30 protein-coding genes and 1 other RNA gene are annotated in these 19,658 nt (G+C 39.7%); 6 read left to right on the top strand and 25 right to left on the bottom strand.

The window, feature by feature from the left end; translation table 11 throughout:
* The first annotated feature begins 5 nt into the window (after window positions 1-5).
* Complete coding sequence (locus tag FPL17_RS03910) at window positions 6-554, top strand: tetratricopeptide repeat protein (RefSeq protein WP_159883386.1); 549 nt, start codon at window positions 6-8, stop codon at window positions 552-554.
* 2 nt (window positions 555-556) lie between these two features.
* On the opposite strand, the gene FPL17_RS03905 is transcribed toward FPL17_RS03910, so the two are convergent.
* Entirely contained in the window at window positions 557-1,468 is a 912-nt protein-coding gene (locus tag FPL17_RS03905; protein WP_159883384.1) for a thiamine phosphate synthase, read from the bottom strand.
* A 177-nt stretch (window positions 1,469-1,645) separates the two neighbouring features.
* Between FPL17_RS03905 and hemP the strand changes: the two genes are divergently transcribed.
* Window positions 1,646-1,816 carry a hemin uptake protein HemP gene (gene hemP, locus FPL17_RS03900; RefSeq protein ID WP_004653932.1) on the top strand — a complete coding sequence of 57 codons (171 nt, stop codon included), beginning with the start codon at window positions 1,646-1,648 and terminating at the stop codon, window positions 1,814-1,816.
* A gap of 94 nt (window positions 1,817-1,910) precedes the next feature.
* Here hemP and FPL17_RS03895 read toward each other — a convergent pair whose 3' ends face one another.
* The 5 genes from FPL17_RS03895 to tsaA form a co-directional block, all read right to left on the bottom strand.
* Window positions 1,911-3,242 (bottom strand): sensor histidine kinase, encoded by a 1,332-nt coding sequence (locus tag FPL17_RS03895; protein ID WP_159883382.1) that lies wholly within the window; start codon window positions 3,240-3,242, stop codon window positions 1,911-1,913.
* A gap of 4 nt (window positions 3,243-3,246) precedes the next feature.
* Window positions 3,247-3,906 (bottom strand): response regulator transcription factor, encoded by a 660-nt coding sequence (locus tag FPL17_RS03890; RefSeq protein ID WP_159883380.1) that lies wholly within the window; start codon window positions 3,904-3,906, stop codon window positions 3,247-3,249.
* A 107-nt stretch (window positions 3,907-4,013) separates the two neighbouring features.
* On the bottom strand, window positions 4,014-4,379 hold the full coding sequence (locus tag FPL17_RS03885) for a NirD/YgiW/YdeI family stress tolerance protein (RefSeq protein WP_159883378.1): 366 nt from the start codon (window positions 4,377-4,379) through the stop codon (window positions 4,014-4,016).
* Between the two features lie 88 nt (window positions 4,380-4,467).
* The gene (tfpB, locus tag FPL17_RS03880; RefSeq protein ID WP_159883376.1) at window positions 4,468-6,246 is read right to left on the bottom strand and encodes a type IV pilus assembly ATPase TfpB; all 1,779 of its coding nucleotides are present in this window, start codon (window positions 6,244-6,246) and stop codon (window positions 4,468-4,470) included.
* A 49-nt stretch (window positions 6,247-6,295) separates the two neighbouring features.
* On the bottom strand, window positions 6,296-7,027 hold the full coding sequence (tsaA, locus tag FPL17_RS03875; RefSeq protein WP_159883374.1) for a tRNA (N6-threonylcarbamoyladenosine(37)-N6)-methyltransferase TrmO: 732 nt from the start codon (window positions 7,025-7,027) through the stop codon (window positions 6,296-6,298).
* A gap of 100 nt (window positions 7,028-7,127) precedes the next feature.
* Here tsaA and FPL17_RS03870 point away from each other — a divergent pair, with 100 nt between their 5' ends.
* The gene (locus FPL17_RS03870; protein ID WP_005212762.1) at window positions 7,128-7,907 is read left to right on the top strand and encodes a ferredoxin--NADP reductase; all 780 of its coding nucleotides are present in this window, start codon (window positions 7,128-7,130) and stop codon (window positions 7,905-7,907) included.
* Window positions 7,908-8,042: 135 nt separating this feature from the next.
* Here FPL17_RS03870 and FPL17_RS03865 read toward each other — a convergent pair whose 3' ends face one another.
* Entirely contained in the window at window positions 8,043-8,603 is a 561-nt protein-coding gene (locus FPL17_RS03865; RefSeq protein WP_005187836.1) for a TetR/AcrR family transcriptional regulator, read from the bottom strand.
* A gap of 448 nt (window positions 8,604-9,051) precedes the next feature.
* Here FPL17_RS03865 and FPL17_RS03860 point away from each other — a divergent pair, with 448 nt between their 5' ends.
* Both FPL17_RS03860 and FPL17_RS03855 read left to right on the top strand, forming a co-directional pair.
* Complete coding sequence (locus FPL17_RS03860; RefSeq protein WP_159883372.1) at window positions 9,052-9,906, top strand: hypothetical protein; 855 nt, start codon at window positions 9,052-9,054, stop codon at window positions 9,904-9,906.
* Between the two features lie 168 nt (window positions 9,907-10,074).
* Window positions 10,075-10,530, top strand: coding sequence for a DUF441 domain-containing protein (locus FPL17_RS03855; RefSeq protein WP_005187826.1), 456 nt, complete (start codon window positions 10,075-10,077; stop codon window positions 10,528-10,530).
* A gap of 88 nt (window positions 10,531-10,618) precedes the next feature.
* On the opposite strand, the gene FPL17_RS03850 is transcribed toward FPL17_RS03855, so the two are convergent.
* Window positions 10,619-11,539, bottom strand: coding sequence for a LysR family transcriptional regulator (locus tag FPL17_RS03850; RefSeq protein ID WP_159883370.1), 921 nt, complete (start codon window positions 11,537-11,539; stop codon window positions 10,619-10,621).
* A gap of 391 nt (window positions 11,540-11,930) precedes the next feature.
* Here FPL17_RS03850 and FPL17_RS03845 point away from each other — a divergent pair, with 391 nt between their 5' ends.
* Complete coding sequence (locus FPL17_RS03845) at window positions 11,931-12,626, top strand: epoxyqueuosine reductase QueH (RefSeq protein ID WP_159883368.1); 696 nt, start codon at window positions 11,931-11,933, stop codon at window positions 12,624-12,626.
* Window positions 12,627-12,677: 51 nt separating this feature from the next.
* Here FPL17_RS03845 and FPL17_RS03840 read toward each other — a convergent pair whose 3' ends face one another.
* The 17 genes from FPL17_RS03840 to FPL17_RS03770 form a co-directional block, all read right to left on the bottom strand.
* Window positions 12,678-13,469 carry a DUF4198 domain-containing protein gene (locus FPL17_RS03840; RefSeq protein WP_159883366.1) on the bottom strand — a complete coding sequence of 264 codons (792 nt, stop codon included), beginning with the start codon at window positions 13,467-13,469 and terminating at the stop codon, window positions 12,678-12,680.
* Window positions 13,470-13,642: 173 nt separating this feature from the next.
* A complete protein-coding gene (locus tag FPL17_RS03835) occupies window positions 13,643-14,095 on the bottom strand; it encodes a Mor transcription activator family protein (RefSeq protein ID WP_032874652.1) in 453 nt (150 codons plus the stop codon).
* A gap of 12 nt (window positions 14,096-14,107) precedes the next feature.
* Window positions 14,108-14,551, bottom strand: coding sequence for a gp16 family protein (locus tag FPL17_RS03830; RefSeq protein WP_159883365.1), 444 nt, complete (start codon window positions 14,549-14,551; stop codon window positions 14,108-14,110).
* Entirely contained in the window at window positions 14,548-14,751 is a 204-nt protein-coding gene (locus tag FPL17_RS03825; protein WP_032874648.1) for a hypothetical protein, read from the bottom strand. The genes FPL17_RS03830 and FPL17_RS03825 overlap by 4 nt, the downstream gene beginning before the upstream one ends.
* A complete protein-coding gene (locus tag FPL17_RS03820) occupies window positions 14,751-14,978 on the bottom strand; it encodes a hypothetical protein (protein WP_032874646.1) in 228 nt (75 codons plus the stop codon). Before FPL17_RS03820 ends, FPL17_RS03825 begins: the two co-directional genes overlap by 1 nt.
* Entirely contained in the window at window positions 14,975-15,703 is a 729-nt protein-coding gene (locus tag FPL17_RS03815) for a DUF2786 domain-containing protein (RefSeq protein WP_032874644.1), read from the bottom strand. Before FPL17_RS03815 ends, FPL17_RS03820 begins: the two co-directional genes overlap by 4 nt.
* 58 nt (window positions 15,704-15,761) lie before the next feature.
* Entirely contained in the window at window positions 15,762-16,016 is a 255-nt protein-coding gene (locus FPL17_RS03810) for a hypothetical protein (RefSeq protein WP_032874642.1), read from the bottom strand.
* 16 nt (window positions 16,017-16,032) lie between these two features.
* Window positions 16,033-16,101, bottom strand: an RNA gene (locus FPL17_RS03805) — hammerhead ribozyme type II.
* Window positions 16,100-16,282 carry a hypothetical protein gene (locus tag FPL17_RS03800; RefSeq protein ID WP_159883363.1) on the bottom strand — a complete coding sequence of 61 codons (183 nt, stop codon included), beginning with the start codon at window positions 16,280-16,282 and terminating at the stop codon, window positions 16,100-16,102. Before FPL17_RS03800 ends, FPL17_RS03805 begins: the two co-directional genes overlap by 2 nt.
* Window positions 16,282-16,554 carry an HU family DNA-binding protein gene (locus FPL17_RS03795; protein ID WP_159883361.1) on the bottom strand — a complete coding sequence of 91 codons (273 nt, stop codon included), beginning with the start codon at window positions 16,552-16,554 and terminating at the stop codon, window positions 16,282-16,284. Before FPL17_RS03795 ends, FPL17_RS03800 begins: the two co-directional genes overlap by 1 nt.
* Window positions 16,547-16,720 (bottom strand): hypothetical protein, encoded by a 174-nt coding sequence (locus tag FPL17_RS18720; protein WP_167515354.1) that lies wholly within the window; start codon window positions 16,718-16,720, stop codon window positions 16,547-16,549. Before FPL17_RS18720 ends, FPL17_RS03795 begins: the two co-directional genes overlap by 8 nt.
* Before the next feature lie 2 nt (window positions 16,721-16,722).
* Window positions 16,723-16,857 carry a hypothetical protein gene (locus FPL17_RS19060; RefSeq protein ID WP_266095742.1) on the bottom strand — a complete coding sequence of 45 codons (135 nt, stop codon included), beginning with the start codon at window positions 16,855-16,857 and terminating at the stop codon, window positions 16,723-16,725.
* Between the two features lie 11 nt (window positions 16,858-16,868).
* Window positions 16,869-17,486, bottom strand: a complete 618-nt coding sequence (locus tag FPL17_RS03790; RefSeq protein WP_159883359.1) for a DUF3164 family protein — start codon at window positions 17,484-17,486, stop codon at window positions 16,869-16,871.
* 10 nt (window positions 17,487-17,496) lie between these two features.
* Window positions 17,497-17,853, bottom strand: a complete 357-nt coding sequence (locus FPL17_RS03785; RefSeq protein WP_032874635.1) for a hypothetical protein — start codon at window positions 17,851-17,853, stop codon at window positions 17,497-17,499.
* Window positions 17,850-18,236, bottom strand: a complete 387-nt coding sequence (locus FPL17_RS18975) for a hypothetical protein (protein WP_228277591.1) — start codon at window positions 18,234-18,236, stop codon at window positions 17,850-17,852. Before FPL17_RS18975 ends, FPL17_RS03785 begins: the two co-directional genes overlap by 4 nt.
* 4 nt (window positions 18,237-18,240) lie before the next feature.
* Window positions 18,241-18,450 carry a TraR/DksA C4-type zinc finger protein gene (locus tag FPL17_RS03775; RefSeq protein ID WP_159883357.1) on the bottom strand — a complete coding sequence of 70 codons (210 nt, stop codon included), beginning with the start codon at window positions 18,448-18,450 and terminating at the stop codon, window positions 18,241-18,243.
* A gap of 3 nt (window positions 18,451-18,453) precedes the next feature.
* Window positions 18,454-19,656, bottom strand: a complete 1,203-nt coding sequence (locus FPL17_RS03770; protein WP_159883355.1) for an ExeA family protein — start codon at window positions 19,654-19,656, stop codon at window positions 18,454-18,456.
* Between the last annotated feature and the right edge of the window lie 2 nt (window positions 19,657-19,658).

Here is a 19,658-nt window from a genome sequence, read left to right as displayed (position 1 = left end):
TGGAGATGATGAAAAAAATCACGGTTATTGTTAGTGTATTGCTGATCGCAGGTTGTACTGCAACACCTGAAAAAGTGGTCAATAAACCGACCAGCAATCCTCCGCCAAAAAAGAAGGTGACTCAGCCTTCTTCTGGCGTGAAAATCACGCCATATGAGCAAAAAGAAATTAAACGTCAAAGTGTTCCTGTTGTTGTTCCACAACAAAAGGTTCAGCAAAAGTTTAATGATGGCAGCCAGTTACCTGCATTTAAAACTTTAATGCAGAAAACTCAAGTGGCTTATAAGCAACAGCAACTCGCAGAAGCTGAGCGTTATGCCTTACAAGCACAACGTATTGCACCACAAGCCACAGAAACTTATTTGTATTTGGCGATGATTGCTGATCAGCGTAAAGAATATGCCAATGCCGAAGCATTGGCACGTCGTGGCTTAAGTTATGCGCAAAGCAACGCGATGAAAAAGCAATTATGGACCATTATCCTCAAAGCGAGCGAAGCACGCGGTCATACCATTAAGGCCCAAGAAGCACGTAGAACGATTCAGACACTTTAAGTTTAATCAATTGAACTAAATTGACGAATCCCAGCAAGCCCATAAGCATGATGTTTTTGGGCTTGTTCTAAATCTGCAGGTGCAACCCCACCCAATGCGAATATAGGGATATCACTGTTCTGTGCCAATTCCTGAAAACGATCCCACCCCAATACTTTCGTATCTGGATGCGTCTCAGTGGCATGTACAGGACTCAAAAGCACGGCATCACACCCAATCTGCTGAGCGTGTTGTAAAGACACGGCATCGTGACAAGCAGCAATAAAGCGCTTCCCTACAATCAAACCACCTTTGCTTAAACTCATCAGCTGCGATTGCTTTAAATGAATGGTCTGTATCTTGTTTTGCAGCTCTACATTCAATTTTTTCCACAGATCAAGATTGATAATGAGTTTTCTCAATTGATCATCCTTCAAAGCGTCAAGCTGTTGCTCAATTTGCTGAATATCATCCGTTTGTATACGCCAATACAATAGCACCTGTTGTTGAGGCAAAGCGTCGATTTGATCACTAATCTTAATCAGATGTGGCCAACTCAAACGTTGCAGAATTGCGGCATTTGCTTTCGGAAAATTTAGATCAATCAATTGATCACGACTATACCAAGCCCAAGGTTGATGAATAAGATTGAGTAACTCATCTGGAACGAAAGCATGGAATAAGTGTAAATTGACAATGATGTCTTCATATTCATGTCGAATCACATCAAAAGCATGCCACTCTTTTAAACCAATCCCAACTTCCTCATAAATTTCTCGACGACAAGCTTGTTCAGGTGTTTCACCCGCCTCAACTTTGCCACCAGGGAATTCATGTTTGTTGCCCTGATGCTGGTTTGCCTGTCTCCAACCAACCAAAACTTTTGCTTTATGTAATAAAATTGCGATTGCAACATCAACTGTAGCTTTTGCCATAACAGTTTAAAATCCCTCATTTTTCTATAGCCATTTTAAGGAAAATGTCACCGTATTCCCATGTCAAAAAACAAAATTAATGAATGATTTTGTAAATTCTTAAAATTTCCGTTGACAGGTCTATTCGATAATGATTATCATTTAAAACATTAAAAAACACACCACGGAGCATAACAAATGAACGCACCATTCAGCCTATTCACTCGTAGTACAGATGCAGCTCAATCATTGCCAATGTTGCATTCAAACAACCTTTTTGCCTTAGGACGCGAGATCCGCATCATGCATGCTGGTGAGGAATATCGCTTACGTTTAACCCGTAATAATCGCCTGATTTTAACGAAGTAATATAATAATAATCGGACAACAATAAAAAACGTGGGAATAGCAGTATGTCAGCGCATACTGCTTTTTTAATATGGTTGCGGAATAAAAAATAAGATCAAATTTTGAAACTTATCGTGACTTTGAGACCACCATACTCAGATTGCTCAAACGCCATTCTTCCATGATGCAGTTCAATAATTTTTTTACAAATCGAAAGCCCTAAACCAGAGCCTTGTGTTTTCGTCCCCAAAGCACGATAGAAACGTTCGCCCAACCGTTCTAAAATTTCAGTACAAATACCATTCCCATCATTTTCAATACACAGCTCTAGCCCATCAGAACGCTGATTTAACGCAATATAAACTGTTCCGTTTTCTGGTGTATATCGAATCGCATTGTCTAAAATATTGCGTACACAGGTAAAGATCAGCTGTTGATTCGCTAAAACCATAGTGTCTTTTAGAATCGACGTTTGCTGGAGTTGAATTACCTTCTCATGTGCAAATAAGCTTAATGCTTGGGTTGCCTCATCTATCACTAATTGCAATGCAAAATGAGTTTTGGGAAGATTGTCTGAATGCTCAGGGTCCAATCTTGCCAGTAACAACAGATTTTCTAAAGTTTGGATTCCACGGCTCACGTCTTGCTGCATTTGCGAAAAATCTGCTGCACGTTCTGGATATTTACGCTGCAACAATTGTAAGCGCATCTGGATTGCGGACAATGGTGAACGTAACTCATGTGAAGCATCTGCCGTAAAGCGTTGCTCTGCCTGCAAAGCATGATCTAGTCGCTGTAACAGTCGGTTTAACTGACCCAACATCGGTTGTAATTCTTTTGGTTCAACTTCACCTGCTTGAATCGGTGACAAATCATCTGCACTCTTGGCAGAGATTTCCGTAGATAATTGATGGATAACTTTGAATTGGCGTTTAATCAAAAAATGCAACATGATCCATTGCATCAACCACACCAAGATTAAAATCAGTGCATAGCCCGCAAAACTATTCAGCAAGTCTTTAAAACGTTCGCCTAACGGCTGTAAAATCAACACCTGCATAGGTGCATGCTCACCTTCACCAGCATAGCTCCGCCATAGCTGCCCCTGCTGCCAAATCAGGCCAAAGTCACCCTGTGTTGCATTAATCAAAGTGTAATACTGCGGATCAAGATGAAAATCTTCTGATTGAGTTAAGGTTTGCTGTGCATTGCTCAAGCGGTATTGAATATCAAATTGCTCACTCAACTCATCAATCTGCTGCCCTGAGGTTGTGGTCAAATCGGTAATTAGCAGCATATCTGCAATCTCGTCCATGATTTCATCTTGCACTTGCATGGTTTGATACACTGAAATGACGGCGAATAAAAGTAATGCCACGCAACCAGCCAGAATTGAACTGATCAAAGAGGTTTTCACCAACTTGGTTTGCAAAGACACCACTTTCATTGTGCTATTCCTGATGCATGCGGTAGCCTAAACCACGGATGGTTTTAATATATTGGCCGCCAATTTTCTTACGAATTTGATAAATGAACACTTCAATTGCATTACTTTCGATTTCATCACCCCAAGCATATAAAGACTCTTCCAGTTGCTCACGTGTCAGAATATGATCGGGCTTTTGCATCAATTTATGTAAAATTTGGAACTCTTTTGCAGTCAGGTTAATGGTCTGTCCTGCTTTGGTGAGTGTTTTCGCCTGCGGGTCCAGTTGTAAATCCAAGAAACTAAGATACTGCCCAGCTTGAGCTTGATGCTGACGCAACTGTGAACGAACCCGGGCTGATAATTCTTCCAGATTAAATGGCTTAACCAGATAATCATTAGCACCAAGATCCAAGCCTTCAACTCGGTCGTGAATATGGTCTTTAGCGGTAATAAAAATGACAGGCGTTTTCGAGTTTTGACGACGAATAAATTTCAAAATGTCATCCCCAGAAGCTTGCGGCAAGCCACGATCGAGTAAAATGCAATCGTATTCATGCTGTTCGACCGCCAAAATTGCATGATCGCCTCGTTCGACCCAATCGACGCTATAACCATCCATTTCTAGCCAGTCTTTAATACTTTCTGCCTGCGAAGCATCATCCTCAGCCAATAAAATTCGCATAGAACCTTACACCCATCAAACGACTACGATTAATCATGCCTTTAAACAGCACAACAAGCAAAAAAACCACATGATCAATCATGTGGCTTTTTGCTATAAATTACGGCTTAGAACTTCACTTCATTGACATCAACTTCAACACGTTTGGCTGGTTTATAGTCGATGTCAATTTCACCAATAAGGGTCACAGGTGTTTTTGCTGAGATTGGTTTGCCCATCCATAAGTCATCATCAATATCTACCGTAATGCTGCCTGTTTGATCGCTAAACTGATATTTCTCATCACCTGTTGCTTTCACCACATAGCCTTTTAATTGCACTGGCGTATCATCTTTCAATGTTAATGCTTGTTTAACTGTGGTGGTTTGTGTTGGTGCTAAAGCTTGTTGATTCACAGCACCTGTATTTGCCACTGCAAATGTTGTAACACCAACCAAACCAGCGATTACAGCAGCTTTAGAAAAAACGTTCATCTTGATACCCTCATTGTTGCTTCTTCATTTCGATGTAGGCATTAAAACAAATGAAGATGAGGTGAATCTGAAGATTAAATTTTTCTCATTAGCTGAGTGGCACCACACGCAAGACTTCCTCTAATGTGGTCACACCTTCAATCACTTTACGTGCACCAGCAATACGCAAAGGTTCAATCCCTTCCTTCTTGGCTTGCGCCCTTAAATCGTTGAGTGTGCCATGAGCACTGATCAGTGATTTTGCCTCTAAGCTGACAGGCATAAACTCATAAATTCCAACACGACCTTTATAGCCAGTATGGCGGCAAGCTTCACAACCGACAGCCTTATACATGCTGGTTGGCATATCCATCATATAATCAAAGGTCAAATGCTCCCATTCATGCTCATTCATTTGTGTTTCTTGTTTGCAATGTGGGCAAAGTCTACGCACTAAGCGTTGCGCCAAGACACCGAGAATGGTTGCTGCAGTCAAGAAAGGCTGTATTCCTAGGTCATGTAAGCGGGTTAGGCTTGATGGCGCATCATTGGTATGAAGCGTAGAAAGTACCAAATGCCCCGTTAATGCTGCTTGAATCGCCATATTTGCAGTATCGTGATCACGAATCTCACCGACCATAATAATATCGGGGTCTTGACGCATTAAAGCACGCACACCATCCGCAAAGCCTAATTCAATATTCGGATTGACCTGCATTTGGTTAAAGCTTGGCTCTAGCATTTCAATCGGATCTTCAATAGTACAGACATTGACCTGCTCGGTTGCCAATTGCTTTAAAGATGAATACAGCGTGGTGGTTTTACCTGAACCTGTTGGGCCTGTTACCAAAATGATGCCATGGCTATGCTGGGTCAGCTGCTGCCAGCTCTGTAATAAATGCCCTTCAAAACCGAGTTGCTGGAAACTACGCACCAACACTTCTGGGTCAAAGATACGCATCACTAACTTTTCGCCAAAGGCTGTCGGCAAAGTCGAAAGACGTAACTCAGTCTCCTGTCCTTTCGGTGTACGCGTTTTTAAGCGACCATCTTGCGGTTTACGCTTTTCTGCCACATTCATACGACCAAGAATCTTAATACGCGAAATCACGGCTGTAAGTGTATTGGCAGGCATGTTATAGATGGTATGTAACACACCGTCTATACGGAAACGCACCTTCCCTTTGTCTTTGCGTGGCTCCAAGTGAATATCACTAGCGCCTTGTTCAAAAGCAAATTGCAGCACCCAATCTACCAGTTTCACAATATGCTGATCGTTGGCATCAGGATTTTGCGCATCGCCCAATTGCAATAATGCTTCAACACCCTTGTTTTCACGGTCATAGACACTTGCATTTTGCGATGAACTAACCGCACGGCTAACTTGATAATATTCGATAATATAACGTTGTAGCTGTTCTGGATTGAGTAGAACTTTTTCAATCTTCTTCGGTGCTAAGCTACGCTCCAGATTATTGAGCCATTCCGTAGTAAAGGGTTGATCTGTACCAATCAAAATTCGATTAGGTTGAACATCTACGGCTAAAATGTGATTACGCACCGCAAATTCTTGTGACATGACACTCGTAAGAGCAGCCACATCCGCTTTGAGTGGGTCAATCACAAACAATGAAATCTCTGCTTTTTCTGCAAGCCACAGACACAACCGATTCAGCGTCAAGGCTGAGCCAGCATTGAGCTGATCTTTTAAATTAAAATTGGCAATCCATTGCAATGGGTGCCATTTCAACTGTTCTTTTTGACGATGCGTGGTTTGGACGAGTAATTTATCCCGTTCAGTGATACGACCATCTTTCAGTAGCTGTTCTAAACACCACGTCACATCAATGGTAAAAGAAAAATTTGCAAATTTTGCCTGCGCTTGCATTACCGTCAGTTCCCCAAATTTATAACTCAATTATATTTTTTAAAGTTTTTTAACTTTGCTCTACAGCAAGCACTGTGACATTCCTATCATCGAGTGTAAAACGAATATTCAATTCTGAAAAACACATGCCATAAACCCGCTCAGCGTCATTTTGATACGCAGGTCTTGGATCTAAAGATAACACTTGTTCGAGTTCATCGAATATCTTTTTATCTAAAATCCTCTGCTTTAATAGCTGTTGCTGTTGTGACTGTGCAGTTTCCGTCCAAAGTACTATTTTACGGATTGGCTCTTGTTGTGCATAGCCACTCTGTGAATCTGCAATAGAATCGGAATATTGAATATACGGTTTGATGTCTAAAATCGGTGTGCCATGCAGCAAGTCGCTGCCCATAACATAGAGTCGAACTGACTTAGCCTGCTTTTCAATACGTAAAAAACGTACTACAGACAAGCCTATTGGTGATGGACGATACATACTCCGCGTTGCAAAAACACCGATTTTTTGATTGCCGCCTAGTCGCGGCGGACGTACTTGTGAACGAAATTTAGACATTTGATTCAAAGAGTTATCTTGATTTTTGTTTTCATGAAACTGCCAAAGCAACCATAAATGACTAAAATTTTCAATACCGTCAAAAGCCAGAATATCGTTATAAGGCTCCGCCATCTCTATATAGGACTCGACTTGAACCAGATTTGGCTGTCGCGGAATACCAAACTTCTCACGATAAGGTGAATGCATATGGCCAATGATCGGCATGACTACTGAGTTGCTCATCACTTTTTCTTATAAACACAATTAAATATATTCAGTTTATCGAGAATGATTTTAGATTAGAATAGCCATCTGTTTCTTTTAACTGTGATCGAGACCTTTAATGGCTGCTTTTAACGTTGAACGCATTACTCATGTTCACCACTGGAATGACACGCTTTTCAGTTTTAAAACTACACGCGATACCAGCTTACGTTTTAAAAATGGTCAGTTTGTGATGATCGGCCTTGAAGTGAATGGTAAGCCTTTAATGCGTGCTTATTCGATCGCGAGTGCGAATTATGAAGAAGAACTCGAATTCTTCTCTATTAAAGTACAAGACGGTCCATTAACTTCTATTCTACAAAAAGTACAAGTGGGCGACGAAATCCTGATTTCTAAAAAGCCTACAGGCACATTGGTCCATGACGACTTATTACCTGGTAAAAACTTATACCTTTTATCTTCTGGTACAGGCCTTGCACCATTCCTTTCACTCCTTCGTGATCCAGAAACTTACGAAAAGTTTGAAAAAGTGATTATGGTTCATGGTACACGTTATGTATCAGAACTTGCTTATCAAGATTTGATCTTAAATGAGCTTCCAAGCCATGAATTCTTTGAAGAGCTAGGCATCAAAGATAAACTGGTTTACTACCCGACTGTGACACGCGAACCGTTCCACACTCAAGGTCGTGTAACAACTGCAATTGAAACTGGCGAACTGTTTGAAAAAATTGGTTTACCTCGTTTCAACCGTGAAACTGACCGTGCGATGCTATGTGGTAGCCCTGCATTCCTTAAAGATGTTGCAGCGCTTCTTGATGAACATGGTTTAGTAGAATCTCCACGTATGGGCGTTATGGGTGATTATGTCATCGAACGTGCATTCGTAGAAAAATAATGCTGATTAAATAAGCAGAAGAAACCGAGGTTTTATCCTCGGTTTTTTCATTTTAATAATTTTAAAATTAGGTTTAAGATTTTATTTATATTAATTTTAATAAAGCTATTATTTAACAAAACTAAATATATTATTTTAAGCTGCCTCCAAATGAATTAATCGCTCAATATAATACCAGCACTCTTCTATTTGGGCATGATCCTTATTTACTTTTGCATAAGCCGTCATACCATCCAGTATATTGATATACATGGCTGTAAGTACGTGCGGTTGAAATACCTTGGCTTTTTCGAATAATTCCTCAACCAACCCCATTAACCATTCTCGATATTCTACAATCGGTCTAATAATAGATGGATATTGTTGTAGGATTTCCAATGAAGCCTTTTGAAACATACACCCATGAAAATCATCTGAGTTGAACCAGCCTAAGTGCCAAAAATAGACGGCTTTAATTTTCCCCAAATAATCATCTTCCTGCTTCAGGTTAACTTCGTGTTCAATCGCCTCCTGAATACTTTTATTCCTTCGAGATAGACATTCTTCAATCAGGTTCTCTTTGGAAGGAAAGTATTTATAGAAAGTCATCTTCGCAACACCTGACTCACTAATAATTCGATCCACACCCACAGAGCTGTAGTTATGGCGGTTAAAAAGGTCTAGAGCCGTTGCAATAATATCTTCTTTTTTTGACATTTTATTATCCTTTTAGAATTCTATCAAAAAACTTAATGCATTATTTAGACATAGTTTACATGCTGGAAAGTTCTGGCCACTATGTATGTTTATGTTATTTTAAGAGCATTATCGAAAAGTCGTATTTTCTTTATTGTCCCTCTTATAGGGTATGTAAAAATCTGTCTATACACAAGATCATTTGTAAAAAAATCTTTCTATTTTTAAAATAAAAAAATATATCGTGAATCAATTCACCTTTTGTTTACAGTTAAGTTAATTGATAAACTTTCTTATTATTTTTTAGCCGACTTAATAAATTGATTTCACAAAAAAATCATTTTATATTTAAATCATCCAATAAAAAGATGTTTGGTTGAACCAATAGTTATATTCATAAGCAACCAAAAAAAATCTAACTAAATAATTGGAAAAGCAATAATATTATTAATCCATCGAGTATAAGACTATGCCAAAAAAATTTGAAAACTTTAACAACCCAAGACAGAAAGCTATTGAAGGAATGAAGAATAGTATTTCTGCAGAACAATGGAACAAGAACCTGAACTTTCTAAAACAATTACGTGAGGAAATTTCAAATCATCCTGTTTCACGTCACCCAGCCATTCAACTTTTAAATGACGGTGTAATTGATAAAGAAACCTTAAAACACATTCATTTAGAATATCGCCACGCTATCGTACAAGTATTTACTGATGCGTTATTGATGGCGCAATTCCAAACCAAACAACTTGAGCCACGCTTACTCTCTGGTTCAAAAATGTTCCCGCGTTTTTTACTTAATCTTAATATTCTAGATGAGTTTGGATTCCGCCCAGGCCTTGATGAAGAAGGATACTATTCTGGTAACCCAGAATATGCACACTATCCTTTGTTTGAAGAGGTGTTAAATGACTTTGAACTCAGTCAAACGGAACGAAATGACTATCAACCGTCACTGATCTCTCAACGTGTTCGCAATTATCTGGAAAACTCATTTCACAGTTATCAAGCCGTTTCTGCCCTGTTAGCAGTGGCAGAAGAAGAAGTCATTTTGTTTAGCCCTGCATTACGTCAAGCAACCAAAGCTGTCGGTTTTGATGTTGATAGCGGTTATTACTATGTTCATGGCGTTTCACATGATGCATCTGCTGAAGCGGCTGATGATGACCATGAAGATGATTTATGGTTCGTATTGGCACAAGCGTGTGTCGAGTCTGAATATGCATCGATTCGCCAAATTTGCCTTGAATATTGCGATTTGTGGGAACAATTCTGGGATGAACAAATTGCATATTATGGAACATTTAAAAAATTGGCTTAATTTCCCTACAACAAGGAGCCATCTTCAACATTTCTGTTGAATGATGGCTTTTTACAAATTCAGAAAAACAGAATATCGATGAGCTAAAAAGTTCAAATGCTAATTTAGCCAAAGTCAGCTGGCAATTTACGATATAATTCAACTTTCTTTCCCGCAAATATTTCGCGCATGTTTTCACAATTTGATGTCAACTTATTGGTGCTGCTTGTTTTATTAGGCTGCGGTATCTTTAGTCAAAACACAGCAGTAACGATAGCCGCAGCTTGCCTGATCTTGGTTAAGCTCACACCTTTAAATCAGTTTTTCCCTTATATTCAAAATCATGGTTTGAATATTGGCATTATCATCCTAACCATTGGTGTGCTGGCACCGATCGCAAGTGGCAAAATCAGCGGTGAAAGCATCCTGAAATCATTTATAAGTATTAAATCATTAGCTGCAATTGCGGTTGGCTTACTAGTCGCATGGTTAGGCGGACGCGGTGTGAAATTGATGAGTAGCCAACCTGATGTCGTTGCAGGTTTATTGATTGGCACAGTTGCAGGTGTGGCATTGCTAAGAGGTGTGCCAGTTGGACCACTGATTGCGGCAGGAATATTATCCCTTCTCATTGGCAAGTCTTAACTATTGGATGCTTGCAATGCATTATCTTATTGCTGAAAGGTAGAAGGCTATTTCCCTCTACCTTTTATAAATTGCAATCAAAACTCAATTATTGCTCGTAATAAACCGTTCGCATCTTAGAAAACTTTTCAAGTTGCTTAATAAAGCCCTCGAAATAGTTCTTTTCCTTATCTTCTGTTCGATAACCTGCATATAAGGTACGTCTCAATCCTTGTGGTGAAACACAGGTTAAACGACGACTCACGACCCAGCCTTTTTGCTCATATTCGTTCACGACCCAATCAGGCAAAGCTGCTATACCACGCCCACTCGCCACCAATTGAATCAACATCTGAGTCAAATCAGTAGTACGAATATGCTTAGGTTGAATATTTTCAGGAATAAATAAATGCGCCATGATATCCAAGCGATGCTTATCAACTGGATAGGTAATCAAGGTTTCTTCAGCTAAATCTTGTACTGAAACCTGCTCGGCACGTACCAAAGAATGGGTATTTGATAGCACCAAACGTGATTCATATTCAAAAATCGGGAAGTATTCAATCCCTTTTAATGCAATTGGATCTGCCGTAATCAATAAATCAAACTCAGCATTTTGCAAGAGTTCATGCGGGTTGGATTCAAAGCCCGCTGCAAAATCCAAATCTACATCAGGATATTGCAGACGATATTGATTGAGTAATGGCATCAACCAATCAAAGCAGCTATGACATTCGGATGAGAAAATAATTCGTCCAGTTTGCCCATGCACAATACGGGTAATATCGGTTTGCGCAATTTGCACCTGTGGCAATACATCATCTGCCAGTTTCAATAAGCGCTCGCCCACATTGGAAAAACTCACAGGGCGGCTACGGCGGTTAACCACTTCTACCCCATACCAATGATCAAGTTCTTTTAATTGATGTGAAATTGCCGATGGCGTGAGACATAAATCTGTTGCAGCAGATACCAATGAACCGTGCTCTCTTAAAGCAATTAAAGTTTTTAAATGACGAAGTTCTAACATAGTAATGGCCTAGCAGTTAAATCCTCCAAATTTCTCTTTTTAAGGGAAACTTAGCACCACACATCATCAGATTTTGAATACTGGGTTATCCATCCATTTAAAATGGTCAGAAAGGATTTTGTTGAATATAATTCATCTTAGCATTAAATTAATGAGCTTGTCTCAACATTGATTTTAATTCCTTATTTTTATATTAAATGCGATCTATCGATCTTAGCTGATGCAAACATTCCCGTATGGATAGAAAATTGAAACCCAAACAAGAAAAATAGTGTAAAGATTGAACCAATCTTTATTAAAAAATTTTCAGCATGAACTGAGAACATTTCATTTAATTCAACCGCTACAGGCTTTTAAAACTTTTACAATATACAATTACCTGCTGCAGACCATGCCTACGATGACCCAACAAAGTCAAAAGACGCTTGAACGCCAAATACTCAGCCTACCTGAAGGACACGATAAGCTATTGCTACATTCATGCTGTGCACCGTGTTCAGGTGAAGTCATGGAAACATTGATTGAGTCAGGCATCGACTTTTCGATCTTTTTTTACAATCCCAATATTCATCCAGTCAAAGAATACCTAATCCGCAAAGAGGAAAATATTCGCTTTGCTGAGAAGCATAATATTCCATTTATCGATTGTGACTATGACACGGATAACTGGTTTGCACGTGCCAAAGGCATGGAAAATGAGCCTGAAAAAGGCATTCGTTGCACCATGTGTTTTGATATGCGCTTTGAACGCACCGCGTTGTATGCCTATGAAAATGGCTTCAGCTTAATTAGTAGTTCACTGGGCATTTCACGTTGGAAGAATATGCAGCAAATCAATGACTGTGGTCTGCGTGCAGCGGCGCATTATCCAGATATCCAATATTGGGATTATAACTGGCGTAAACATGGCGGCGCAGTCCGTATGTTGGAGATCAGCAAACGTGAAGAGTTCTATCAACAGGAATACTGTGGCTGTGTTTATTCGCTCAGAGATAGTAATCGCTGGCGTATGAGCAATGGTCGAGATCGAATTAAATTGGGCGTTAAATTTTATAGTAATGCAATGGATGACGAGTCAAATCAATAAAAGTGACATCAAAATAAAAGGCTAATTCAGATGAATTAGCCTTTCCGCTTCTTAGTATACAGCAACACTGATAATGCTATAGAACTGACTACTTGGTTTTTGCTTCACATCCACAGCTTCACTGACTTCAATCAGATACTCGCCTGCTTTAGCAAAGACTAAATCAGCACTGCCATCTGCGGCTGTCTTCAAACTAATGCCTTGCTTATCAGTTGCACCTTTAGCACGAATAACCACATTGGCATTGGCCAATGCTTGATTGGTTTTTGATACTTTGATTTTCACCGTTTGATTGGCCTTTAGCTCACTTGGATGGGTTAAAAATTCAACTTTAATCGGTGCTGTGCTTGCTTGCACTGGCGTATTCTTCTCTTTAGACACATAAGTCAAAAATGTCCATTCACGGGTAATTTCAACAGGTGTAAATTTTTTCGCTTTTAAATCTGAAGGAATGACAAAATCACGCTCAGCTTTTGCAGGTGCTTTATCTGCTGGCATATCAAAGAACATTTTCCATTCTTTTTGATCTTGCACATATTTTAAAGGATAACTGGCACTGGTTTTGACCGTATAAGTCCCAGCTTCAGGCAGTTTCAAGTCAAATACAGTTGCCGAACTGAGCTTAGAATCTGGCTCAATTGTGGTTTTGGTATTATTGGGTGCGGTAATTTCAAACTTCGCATTTTTTAATGCATATTCACTTTGTAAAGCTTCTTCTGCATAGCCTGATATAACAGTCACTTGCGTTTGTTCCGTTGTATATGCAAGCGGTGCAACATAGGGTTCATGAGCAAAGCTATAACCTGACAACACAACCAATGAACTGATTAATAATTTTTTCACTTTCTTCCCACCCTTTATAAAAGCTCAGCTAAAATGAGTAAGAATAATATAACTAGACAGGAATGTTGAGATAATTGTGGGATTAGTTGGGATATTGTGGGACTTAGTGGGATGAGATTTGAAAAGGCGTTTCAGATTTTGAAATGAGAAAGCGGATTGTGAGTCCGCTTTTTTTAATCGCTGAATAAATCAAGGTTGGGGCTTTCATGGACGCTGAGCTTCTCTTCTGAATTAATGACACTGCGGATCGTCCGTAATGTCACGCTGAACTTTCGAGCGAGCTGGGGTTTGGTCATTTTGGCTGCGTGATCTTTACGGATCGCTCTATTTCGCATAGCAACGGTGATCGGTGTCCCCATTGGAATCTCAATAGTTTCGTTGCCAAGTTGATCTGCTAGCATCTGGAGCTTGCTCAAGCCTATCACTTGAGCAAGTTCTGAATTCACGTTTAATGCCTGCCGTCTTGGAATAAAGATTTTAGTCCCACCAAAAGCATCAATTAAGTTCAGTGCATTTTCAACCTTGATCAAACGTGCAATGAATATGAAATTTTTAGGCATCAAGTTAATGATCTCATCGTCTGAGAAAACCTGTTGGGCATCTGTAATGTGTGGACGATAAGCCATAATCTAAATCTCCTATGCTTCGATTGTGAGACGTTCAATGCCGCAACGTTTACACCACTCACGCAAATGATTGATGATCATATCGGCATGTTTAGTACTCAGAAATTGTAATGCACTCACATGGACACGGTTTTCTACAAACTTTGCCAATGCTTGCTCACTACCATTTTTGACTACACCAGCCTGATGAAGTTGCAACCATAAATGACGGATCAATTTACTTTGCTTATCGCCAGCTAAGTTTTTAACACCAGTTTTATCTTTTGACTCAACTGCAAAGCCAAGTTGTTTTAAACGTTCCAGCACAGCTTCAAGTTGTGCTGGTGTCAAAAGTTTAGAACTGTCTTTTCCAGTAGTACTTTTGAGAATGTCACGATAGATTTCATCATCTAGACCAAGCTTCGTCTTTGCGACATGGATCAGCTTGATCAGGTTCGCTTTATTATTGAATTTCATTTTGATGATCTCCTTTCAGATTCCAAAATTACCTGTGGAATAGATTTATCTGCGTCATTATTTTCGATAGCTATGCATTTAAATGTACTGCCATCAACAAAGAATCCGCCAAGTCGTCTGCACTCTTCAGCAATCATAAGATGCACATATCTATTGCATAGAAACCAAGCAAGGATAAAACCTAGTAAAAATTTACCCATTACCAGAACACTCCCTTAGCTGCGTCTGCAAGACCGATCAAAGCAAGTACTGCAAGGCTTAAAGATGATCCTGCTTTGAGACCATAAGCTTTACGCTCAAAGACTGTCTGACCAGTAATTTTGCGTGCCGCCCAAGCTTTTTTCGCTTCAGCACAACAAGTAACTAAGCCGATGGCAAAAACAGCAAATAAAGCTAAGACACTCAAGCAATTCATAGTTTCACTCATGAATTCGCTCCTAACTTTTCAAACTCTTGCCCACCATTCATAGCTTTATTGAGTTGAGCGTTTCTTCCAGCTTTTAGACCATTTCCATAATCATTTTGGTTACGGTCACTATTCATATTGGTTTTTTCATTACGGTCTACTGGTGCAAATGTCGTAACTTCATGCTTTTTGGAAATATAAGCGTCAATCTGTTTGATTTTGTCTTTATTAGGACTAATGTTGCTAATCTGTTTAATAGCCTCAATCACCCAGCCTTCACAGAATAGGTCAGCACGTTTGGTTTTATTTGATGTGATTTTGACTCGATTCAAAGATGTATCGATAAACTCTTTACGCGCTTTTTTTAGTTGACGAAACAGTACATCAAAAGCATAAGTGGCGATTTCTGGTGCAGGATCAAAACCGATAAACTTCCAGTGGTTAATTTTTTTGAAGGAGAATTTTTCGTGATTGAACTCAATTTTTTGGGTAAGTAAAACTTCGCAATCCATCATTCTTGCAATTGCAGTTGCAAGTCGCGATTCATAAATCGTTGGCTTCCGTGAGCCACTGCCAATTATTATTGCTTCTTGAATGCCTAGAAGTTCAGCATCATCTACATCAATATTAAATTTTTCCATCAATGCTTGGGCTTGGCGTAAAGCAGTTGCTGCTTCATGTTGATTGGCTGATTTACTCAATGCCAAGCACTTTTTGATTTTTTCGATAACTTCTTTTTTATTCACGATGTCTCTCCAATACTTATTACAACTTCAGGGGGTAATTTTTCTAAATCTTCAATTGCTACCATAAGTATCCAGCTCCGTAATCGTTCATTTTTATTACCTGTTCGTCAGTTTCAGGATTCGACTCAATACCTAAAGTTTCAGAACGTCCTTCTGGTAGTAAATTAAGTGGGCTAATTGATCCAGCAGAGTGAATCGTGCAGTCCTTTAAAACTTCCTTTTGCAAGGCATCAGCTATATCTTTATGCACTAACTTATTAGGGAAAATGACTGGTATAAGCTCAACTAGATCGTTAATTTCTTTTCTAAACATGATGTATTTCATATAAACCTCGCTGCTCGTCAGTACCAGTCCACGACGACTGGCAGACACAGGCATGAATGCCTGTGTTTCGCTTATGCTTGAAGGGTGTTTAGTGCTATATCAATCGCAAATTGTTGAACGGTATTCTTTGCAATTGTTTGATTTGCATCGTTCAAAACGTGCCACTCAAAAAAACCGCAGAGGTTCAATTTCCGCTCAACTCTTAGTCCATTCATTCGCAGTTCACACTCAGAATGTTTAGTATTGGTCGCCATTAATTAACAGCATCCTTCAAGCCTTTACCTGCTTTAAAACTAGGTACTTTGCTTGCTTTAATTTGAAGTTCTTCACCCGTTTTAGGATTGCGACCTGTACGCGCTGCGCGTTCTTTAACACTGAAAGTACCAAAGCCTGTTAATGCGACTTGACCACCATTTGCCAATGTATCAATCACACCCGTTTCAACTGCTTGAAGAGCTGCTGTTGCTTGAGTTTTAGAAATGCCAGCTGCTGCTGCAATATGGCTAATTAATTCTGATTTATTCATGATTTGAATCCTTTGTTTCTAATGATTGGTTAAGTGCTGCACATGAAATTTCTGCATGTTCAGGATGGTAAAAGTGACCGACTAAAACTCCATCTTCACGTTGGATAGCAAAGAGAGCTTGTGGATCACCATTTAGTTTTGGTTCTGTTGGAGTAACGCTGTACATAATCAATTACCTTTTAATTGAGTTGAGCTAGCTGACAGCAGTGCAAAAAGCACAAAAACAAATTCAGTAAAGCCAGTTGCGTTTAAGCTTCCTGCGATGAATCCACAGGTGATAATTGCAATAGATAGTTGTTTCATTGCTTGAGCCTTTAAATAGAAGCGATGTCGAGTGATAGTGGTAAGTAACCACCAGTTGCGTCATCACGGTTGTAAAAACGTAGGTAGGCTTTGCTGCCGATAATGTTGATGCTGTCTGAAATGGCTTGCATTGCTTGCTTCCATTTCGGGTGGTTGATGTCATGGCGTTTTAAGCCAAGCACTTTAGCTGTACTAATTTCTCCTTTTTTATCCACGTTAAATGCTGCGCTGATAATGACTTTAATTTCATCGCGGCTGCCTTCTGTCCATTCTTCAAGACATTGATCAATCAGTTCTTTAGCTGCTTGAAGACGTTCATCAAAGTTGATGGTCTGTGCGATATTGCGTTGAACTTTTAAACGCCCGTCGAAGCTATGAAGGGTGACATTGCCTTTACTGCCTCCGACGGTTACGCCATATTGGTCTGCTGAAATGGCGCAAAAGCTGGCTACTTCTTCAAAGCTTTGAATTTTGAAATCTTTTAAAAGCTCATGGATTTCATTTACTTTTTCAAAAAGCTTACGAACTGTTTGATCGCGCAATTTGTCAATTTCTTTGACGTTGGCTTCAGGTACAAGAGCACCTTGTGAGTTTTCCCAATAGCCTTCGGGAATAGTGTGAATTGTCATTGTGTTGCTCCTAAAGTAAGTGGCTTGCTAGCTTGTAGCGTGAAATTTGTTTTTCTAACTTTTCAGCAGTAATGTTGCTGATAGTGTCCTTTGGGGTTAAATAAATGATGTTTTTGAATCCATTGTCTTTAGCTCTCTGTAATGCTTCCTGTGCTGCGTCAATACCGCCAAGACAAATAACAGCCATGCTTCGAACTACAGGGATTTGCTGAGTCCGTATCATTCTGTGAATAGTTGCTAAAACTGCACATTTAGAACGATTTGTTGCCGCTGCAATTTCTGTTGATGGCTTACCTGCGAGGTACATCGTCTTAAGAAGCTGAAGCTCTTTATTGGTAAAATATTTGTAGTGTCTGAGAGCTGTCATTTCGAAGCTCCTTCAGCTGCTGCACACATCGTTTTAAAAATTTTGATTGATAGAAAACCGCCACCAGCACTCATGCCAGCTCTTTCCATTTCAACAGTGGGTTGCTTAGGGACAAGGACATAGTCACCACTCAGTAACTTGTCTAAATCCTTAATAAAGTTAGAACGTTTGCTAGGCTTTAATTCGTTAATCCAATCTTCATAAGCTTGTTGAACAGTTGAAATTGCAAATTTTCCGTTGTTCATTTCAAAAATTTCCATGATTGGAAATTGAGAGTTCAACACCTCAAAAGTTTGAGTTGATGCAAACTCAATTTTGAATCTTTCATGACGATATGATTGACGTTCAGCCATGCCTTTTTCTACTGGAGTCATTGTTCCCATAGGGCTATCCTCGAAAATGTTTTTGTTTTGCTTCGAGTGCAGACTGGCAATCAATACATAAAGTCACACTGCCAAGTCTGCGTCGTTGTTCTGGAATTTCAGTGCCACATTCACACTCGAAGTAGCTGGTAAATTCCACACGCTTTGCATTTTGCAAAGCATGGTCTAAATCTGTTTGAGCGATGTCTGCTGCTACGTCTGCAAAATCAGCCATGAGTTACACTCCCATGATCACGTGGCGGTCAATCACTGGCACATGAAGTGCAGCAGCTGCATTCATCGCGCCCGTAATGAGGTTGCCGACAGCAAGTGGATATAGAAGTGAAGTCTTTGCATTACCCGAACCATCGAATTGAACTAAACGCTCCACGATTGCTTGAATGCCATCGTCTGTGATGATGTCTGAAAGCTTTTTGTCTATAGACTGGGCACGATGTTGTAAGTACTGCTCAAGACCATTTAAGGTGAGTGGTGAAAGCGTGATGTTCTCGCAACGTTGAACCACTTCACGAATGTGTGGATTACGTTCACTGAGCTTGGTTGCCAACTCTGTCTGTCCGATCAAAATGATAGACAATAGATTTTTGAAGCCACTTTTCAGTTCAAAGAAACGTTTTAAATGTTTAAGGGTTGGGATAGGCAAGCTATGAGCTTCTTCAATCAAGATGACATGACTATTGCCGCCTTCAGCTGACGCTTTTAGCAATTGATGGACTTGGCGAAATTTAGCTTCAGCTGATTGCTTGGGTTTATCTTGACCCATAGAAATTGTCGAAATGATTGCTTCAGCAATATGGGCAGACTTTAGGGTTTTGCCTTTAATATCGTTATCTTCAGCAGCGATGATGTAAGGTTCAATCAAAATGATTGGTAAACGTTCACGTGCAATTCGATCCTCAAGATCAAGTCTTAAAGTTGTTTTACCTGAACCTGATTCACCCGATACGGCAATGAAACCGCCATGCTTTGCAGTTTGGTACATTGCCTGACGAACGTAGTTGATGTCGTCATTGACGAAGAGCTGGTCATGTGACTGCACATCACCAACAAAGGGATTGATAATTAAACCAAACTGTTTTTTAGCTTGCTGTGTTAGTGATTGTTTTGCGAGTAACATGATTTCTTCCTCTTCAGGTACTTCAATTTTTTTGGGTTGTATTGGTGTTTGAGTTGGTGTCGGTGTTGGGTTCATTGCTTTCAATAAATTGAAAGCAGCCGTGATGCTTAATTGATCAATACCTTTTTCGAGCAATATTTTTGTGATGATTGCTTGAGCATCTTTCTGTTTCGGAAACCAGCCTTTTAGAACGAGTTGGTTTAATCCAGCAGTACTCATTCCGACCACTTTTGCGAATTCACGTTGGCTGTGACCAGTTGCTTCAATGAGTTGTTTAAGTGTTTTAGTCGTTGCATCGGACATGT

This window comes from Acinetobacter dispersus, assembly GCF_009884975.1.
Lineage (GTDB): Bacteria > Pseudomonadota > Gammaproteobacteria > Pseudomonadales > Moraxellaceae > Acinetobacter > Acinetobacter dispersus.
Note: the sequence above shows the minus strand (reverse complement) of the source record. Positions and strands in the feature narration are given on the sequence as shown.

What these genes read in the sequence shown, in the direction of transcription:
- FPL17_RS03910 (WP_159883386.1), top strand. Translation starts at nt 6, where the DNA reads ATGATGAAAAAAATCACGGTTATTGTTAGTGTATTGCTGATCGCAGGT.
- FPL17_RS03905 (WP_159883384.1), bottom strand. Translation starts at nt 1,468, where the DNA reads ATGGCAAAAGCTACAGTTGATGTTGCAATCGCAATTTTATTACATAAA.
- hemP (WP_004653932.1), top strand. Translation starts at nt 1,646, where the DNA reads ATGAACGCACCATTCAGCCTATTCACTCGTAGTACAGATGCAGCTCAA.
- FPL17_RS03895 (WP_159883382.1), bottom strand. Translation starts at nt 3,242, where the DNA reads ATGAAAGTGGTGTCTTTGCAAACCAAGTTGGTGAAAACCTCTTTGATC.
- FPL17_RS03890 (WP_159883380.1), bottom strand. Translation starts at nt 3,906, where the DNA reads ATGCGAATTTTATTGGCTGAGGATGATGCTTCGCAGGCAGAAAGTATT.
- FPL17_RS03885 (WP_159883378.1), bottom strand. Translation starts at nt 4,379, where the DNA reads ATGAACGTTTTTTCTAAAGCTGCTGTAATCGCTGGTTTGGTTGGTGTT.
- tfpB (WP_159883376.1), bottom strand. Translation starts at nt 6,246, where the DNA reads ATGCAAGCGCAGGCAAAATTTGCAAATTTTTCTTTTACCATTGATGTG.
- tsaA (WP_159883374.1), bottom strand. Translation starts at nt 7,027, where the DNA reads ATGAGCAACTCAGTAGTCATGCCGATCATTGGCCATATGCATTCACCT.
- FPL17_RS03870 (WP_005212762.1), top strand. Translation starts at nt 7,128, where the DNA reads ATGGCTGCTTTTAACGTTGAACGCATTACTCATGTTCACCACTGGAAT.
- FPL17_RS03865 (WP_005187836.1), bottom strand. Translation starts at nt 8,603, where the DNA reads ATGTCAAAAAAAGAAGATATTATTGCAACGGCTCTAGACCTTTTTAAC.
- FPL17_RS03860 (WP_159883372.1), top strand. Translation starts at nt 9,052, where the DNA reads ATGCCAAAAAAATTTGAAAACTTTAACAACCCAAGACAGAAAGCTATT.
- FPL17_RS03855 (WP_005187826.1), top strand. Translation starts at nt 10,075, where the DNA reads ATGTTTTCACAATTTGATGTCAACTTATTGGTGCTGCTTGTTTTATTA.
- FPL17_RS03850 (WP_159883370.1), bottom strand. Translation starts at nt 11,539, where the DNA reads ATGTTAGAACTTCGTCATTTAAAAACTTTAATTGCTTTAAGAGAGCAC.
- FPL17_RS03845 (WP_159883368.1), top strand. Translation starts at nt 11,931, where the DNA reads ATGCCTACGATGACCCAACAAAGTCAAAAGACGCTTGAACGCCAAATA.
- FPL17_RS03835 (WP_032874652.1), bottom strand. Translation starts at nt 14,095, where the DNA reads ATGGCTTATCGTCCACACATTACAGATGCCCAACAGGTTTTCTCAGAC.
- FPL17_RS03830 (WP_159883365.1), bottom strand. Translation starts at nt 14,551, where the DNA reads ATGAAATTCAATAATAAAGCGAACCTGATCAAGCTGATCCATGTCGCA.
- FPL17_RS03825 (WP_032874648.1), bottom strand. Translation starts at nt 14,751, where the DNA reads ATGGGTAAATTTTTACTAGGTTTTATCCTTGCTTGGTTTCTATGCAAT.
- FPL17_RS03820 (WP_032874646.1), bottom strand. Translation starts at nt 14,978, where the DNA reads ATGAGTGAAACTATGAATTGCTTGAGTGTCTTAGCTTTATTTGCTGTT.
- FPL17_RS03810 (WP_032874642.1), bottom strand. Translation starts at nt 16,016, where the DNA reads ATGTTTAGAAAAGAAATTAACGATCTAGTTGAGCTTATACCAGTCATT.
- FPL17_RS03800 (WP_159883363.1), bottom strand. Translation starts at nt 16,282, where the DNA reads ATGGCGACCAATACTAAACATTCTGAGTGTGAACTGCGAATGAATGGA.
- FPL17_RS03795 (WP_159883361.1), bottom strand. Translation starts at nt 16,554, where the DNA reads ATGAATAAATCAGAATTAATTAGCCATATTGCAGCAGCAGCTGGCATT.
- FPL17_RS18720 (WP_167515354.1), bottom strand. Translation starts at nt 16,720, where the DNA reads ATGTACAGCGTTACTCCAACAGAACCAAAACTAAATGGTGATCCACAA.
- FPL17_RS19060 (WP_266095742.1), bottom strand. Translation starts at nt 16,857, where the DNA reads ATGAAACAACTATCTATTGCAATTATCACCTGTGGATTCATCGCAGGA.
- FPL17_RS03790 (WP_159883359.1), bottom strand. Translation starts at nt 17,486, where the DNA reads ATGACAATTCACACTATTCCCGAAGGCTATTGGGAAAACTCACAAGGT.
- FPL17_RS03785 (WP_032874635.1), bottom strand. Translation starts at nt 17,853, where the DNA reads ATGACAGCTCTCAGACACTACAAATATTTTACCAATAAAGAGCTTCAG.
- FPL17_RS18975 (WP_228277591.1), bottom strand. Translation starts at nt 18,236, where the DNA reads ATGGGAACAATGACTCCAGTAGAAAAAGGCATGGCTGAACGTCAATCA.
- FPL17_RS03775 (WP_159883357.1), bottom strand. Translation starts at nt 18,450, where the DNA reads ATGGCTGATTTTGCAGACGTAGCAGCAGACATCGCTCAAACAGATTTA.
- FPL17_RS03770 (WP_159883355.1), bottom strand. Translation starts at nt 19,656, where the DNA reads ATGTCCGATGCAACGACTAAAACACTTAAACAACTCATTGAAGCAACT.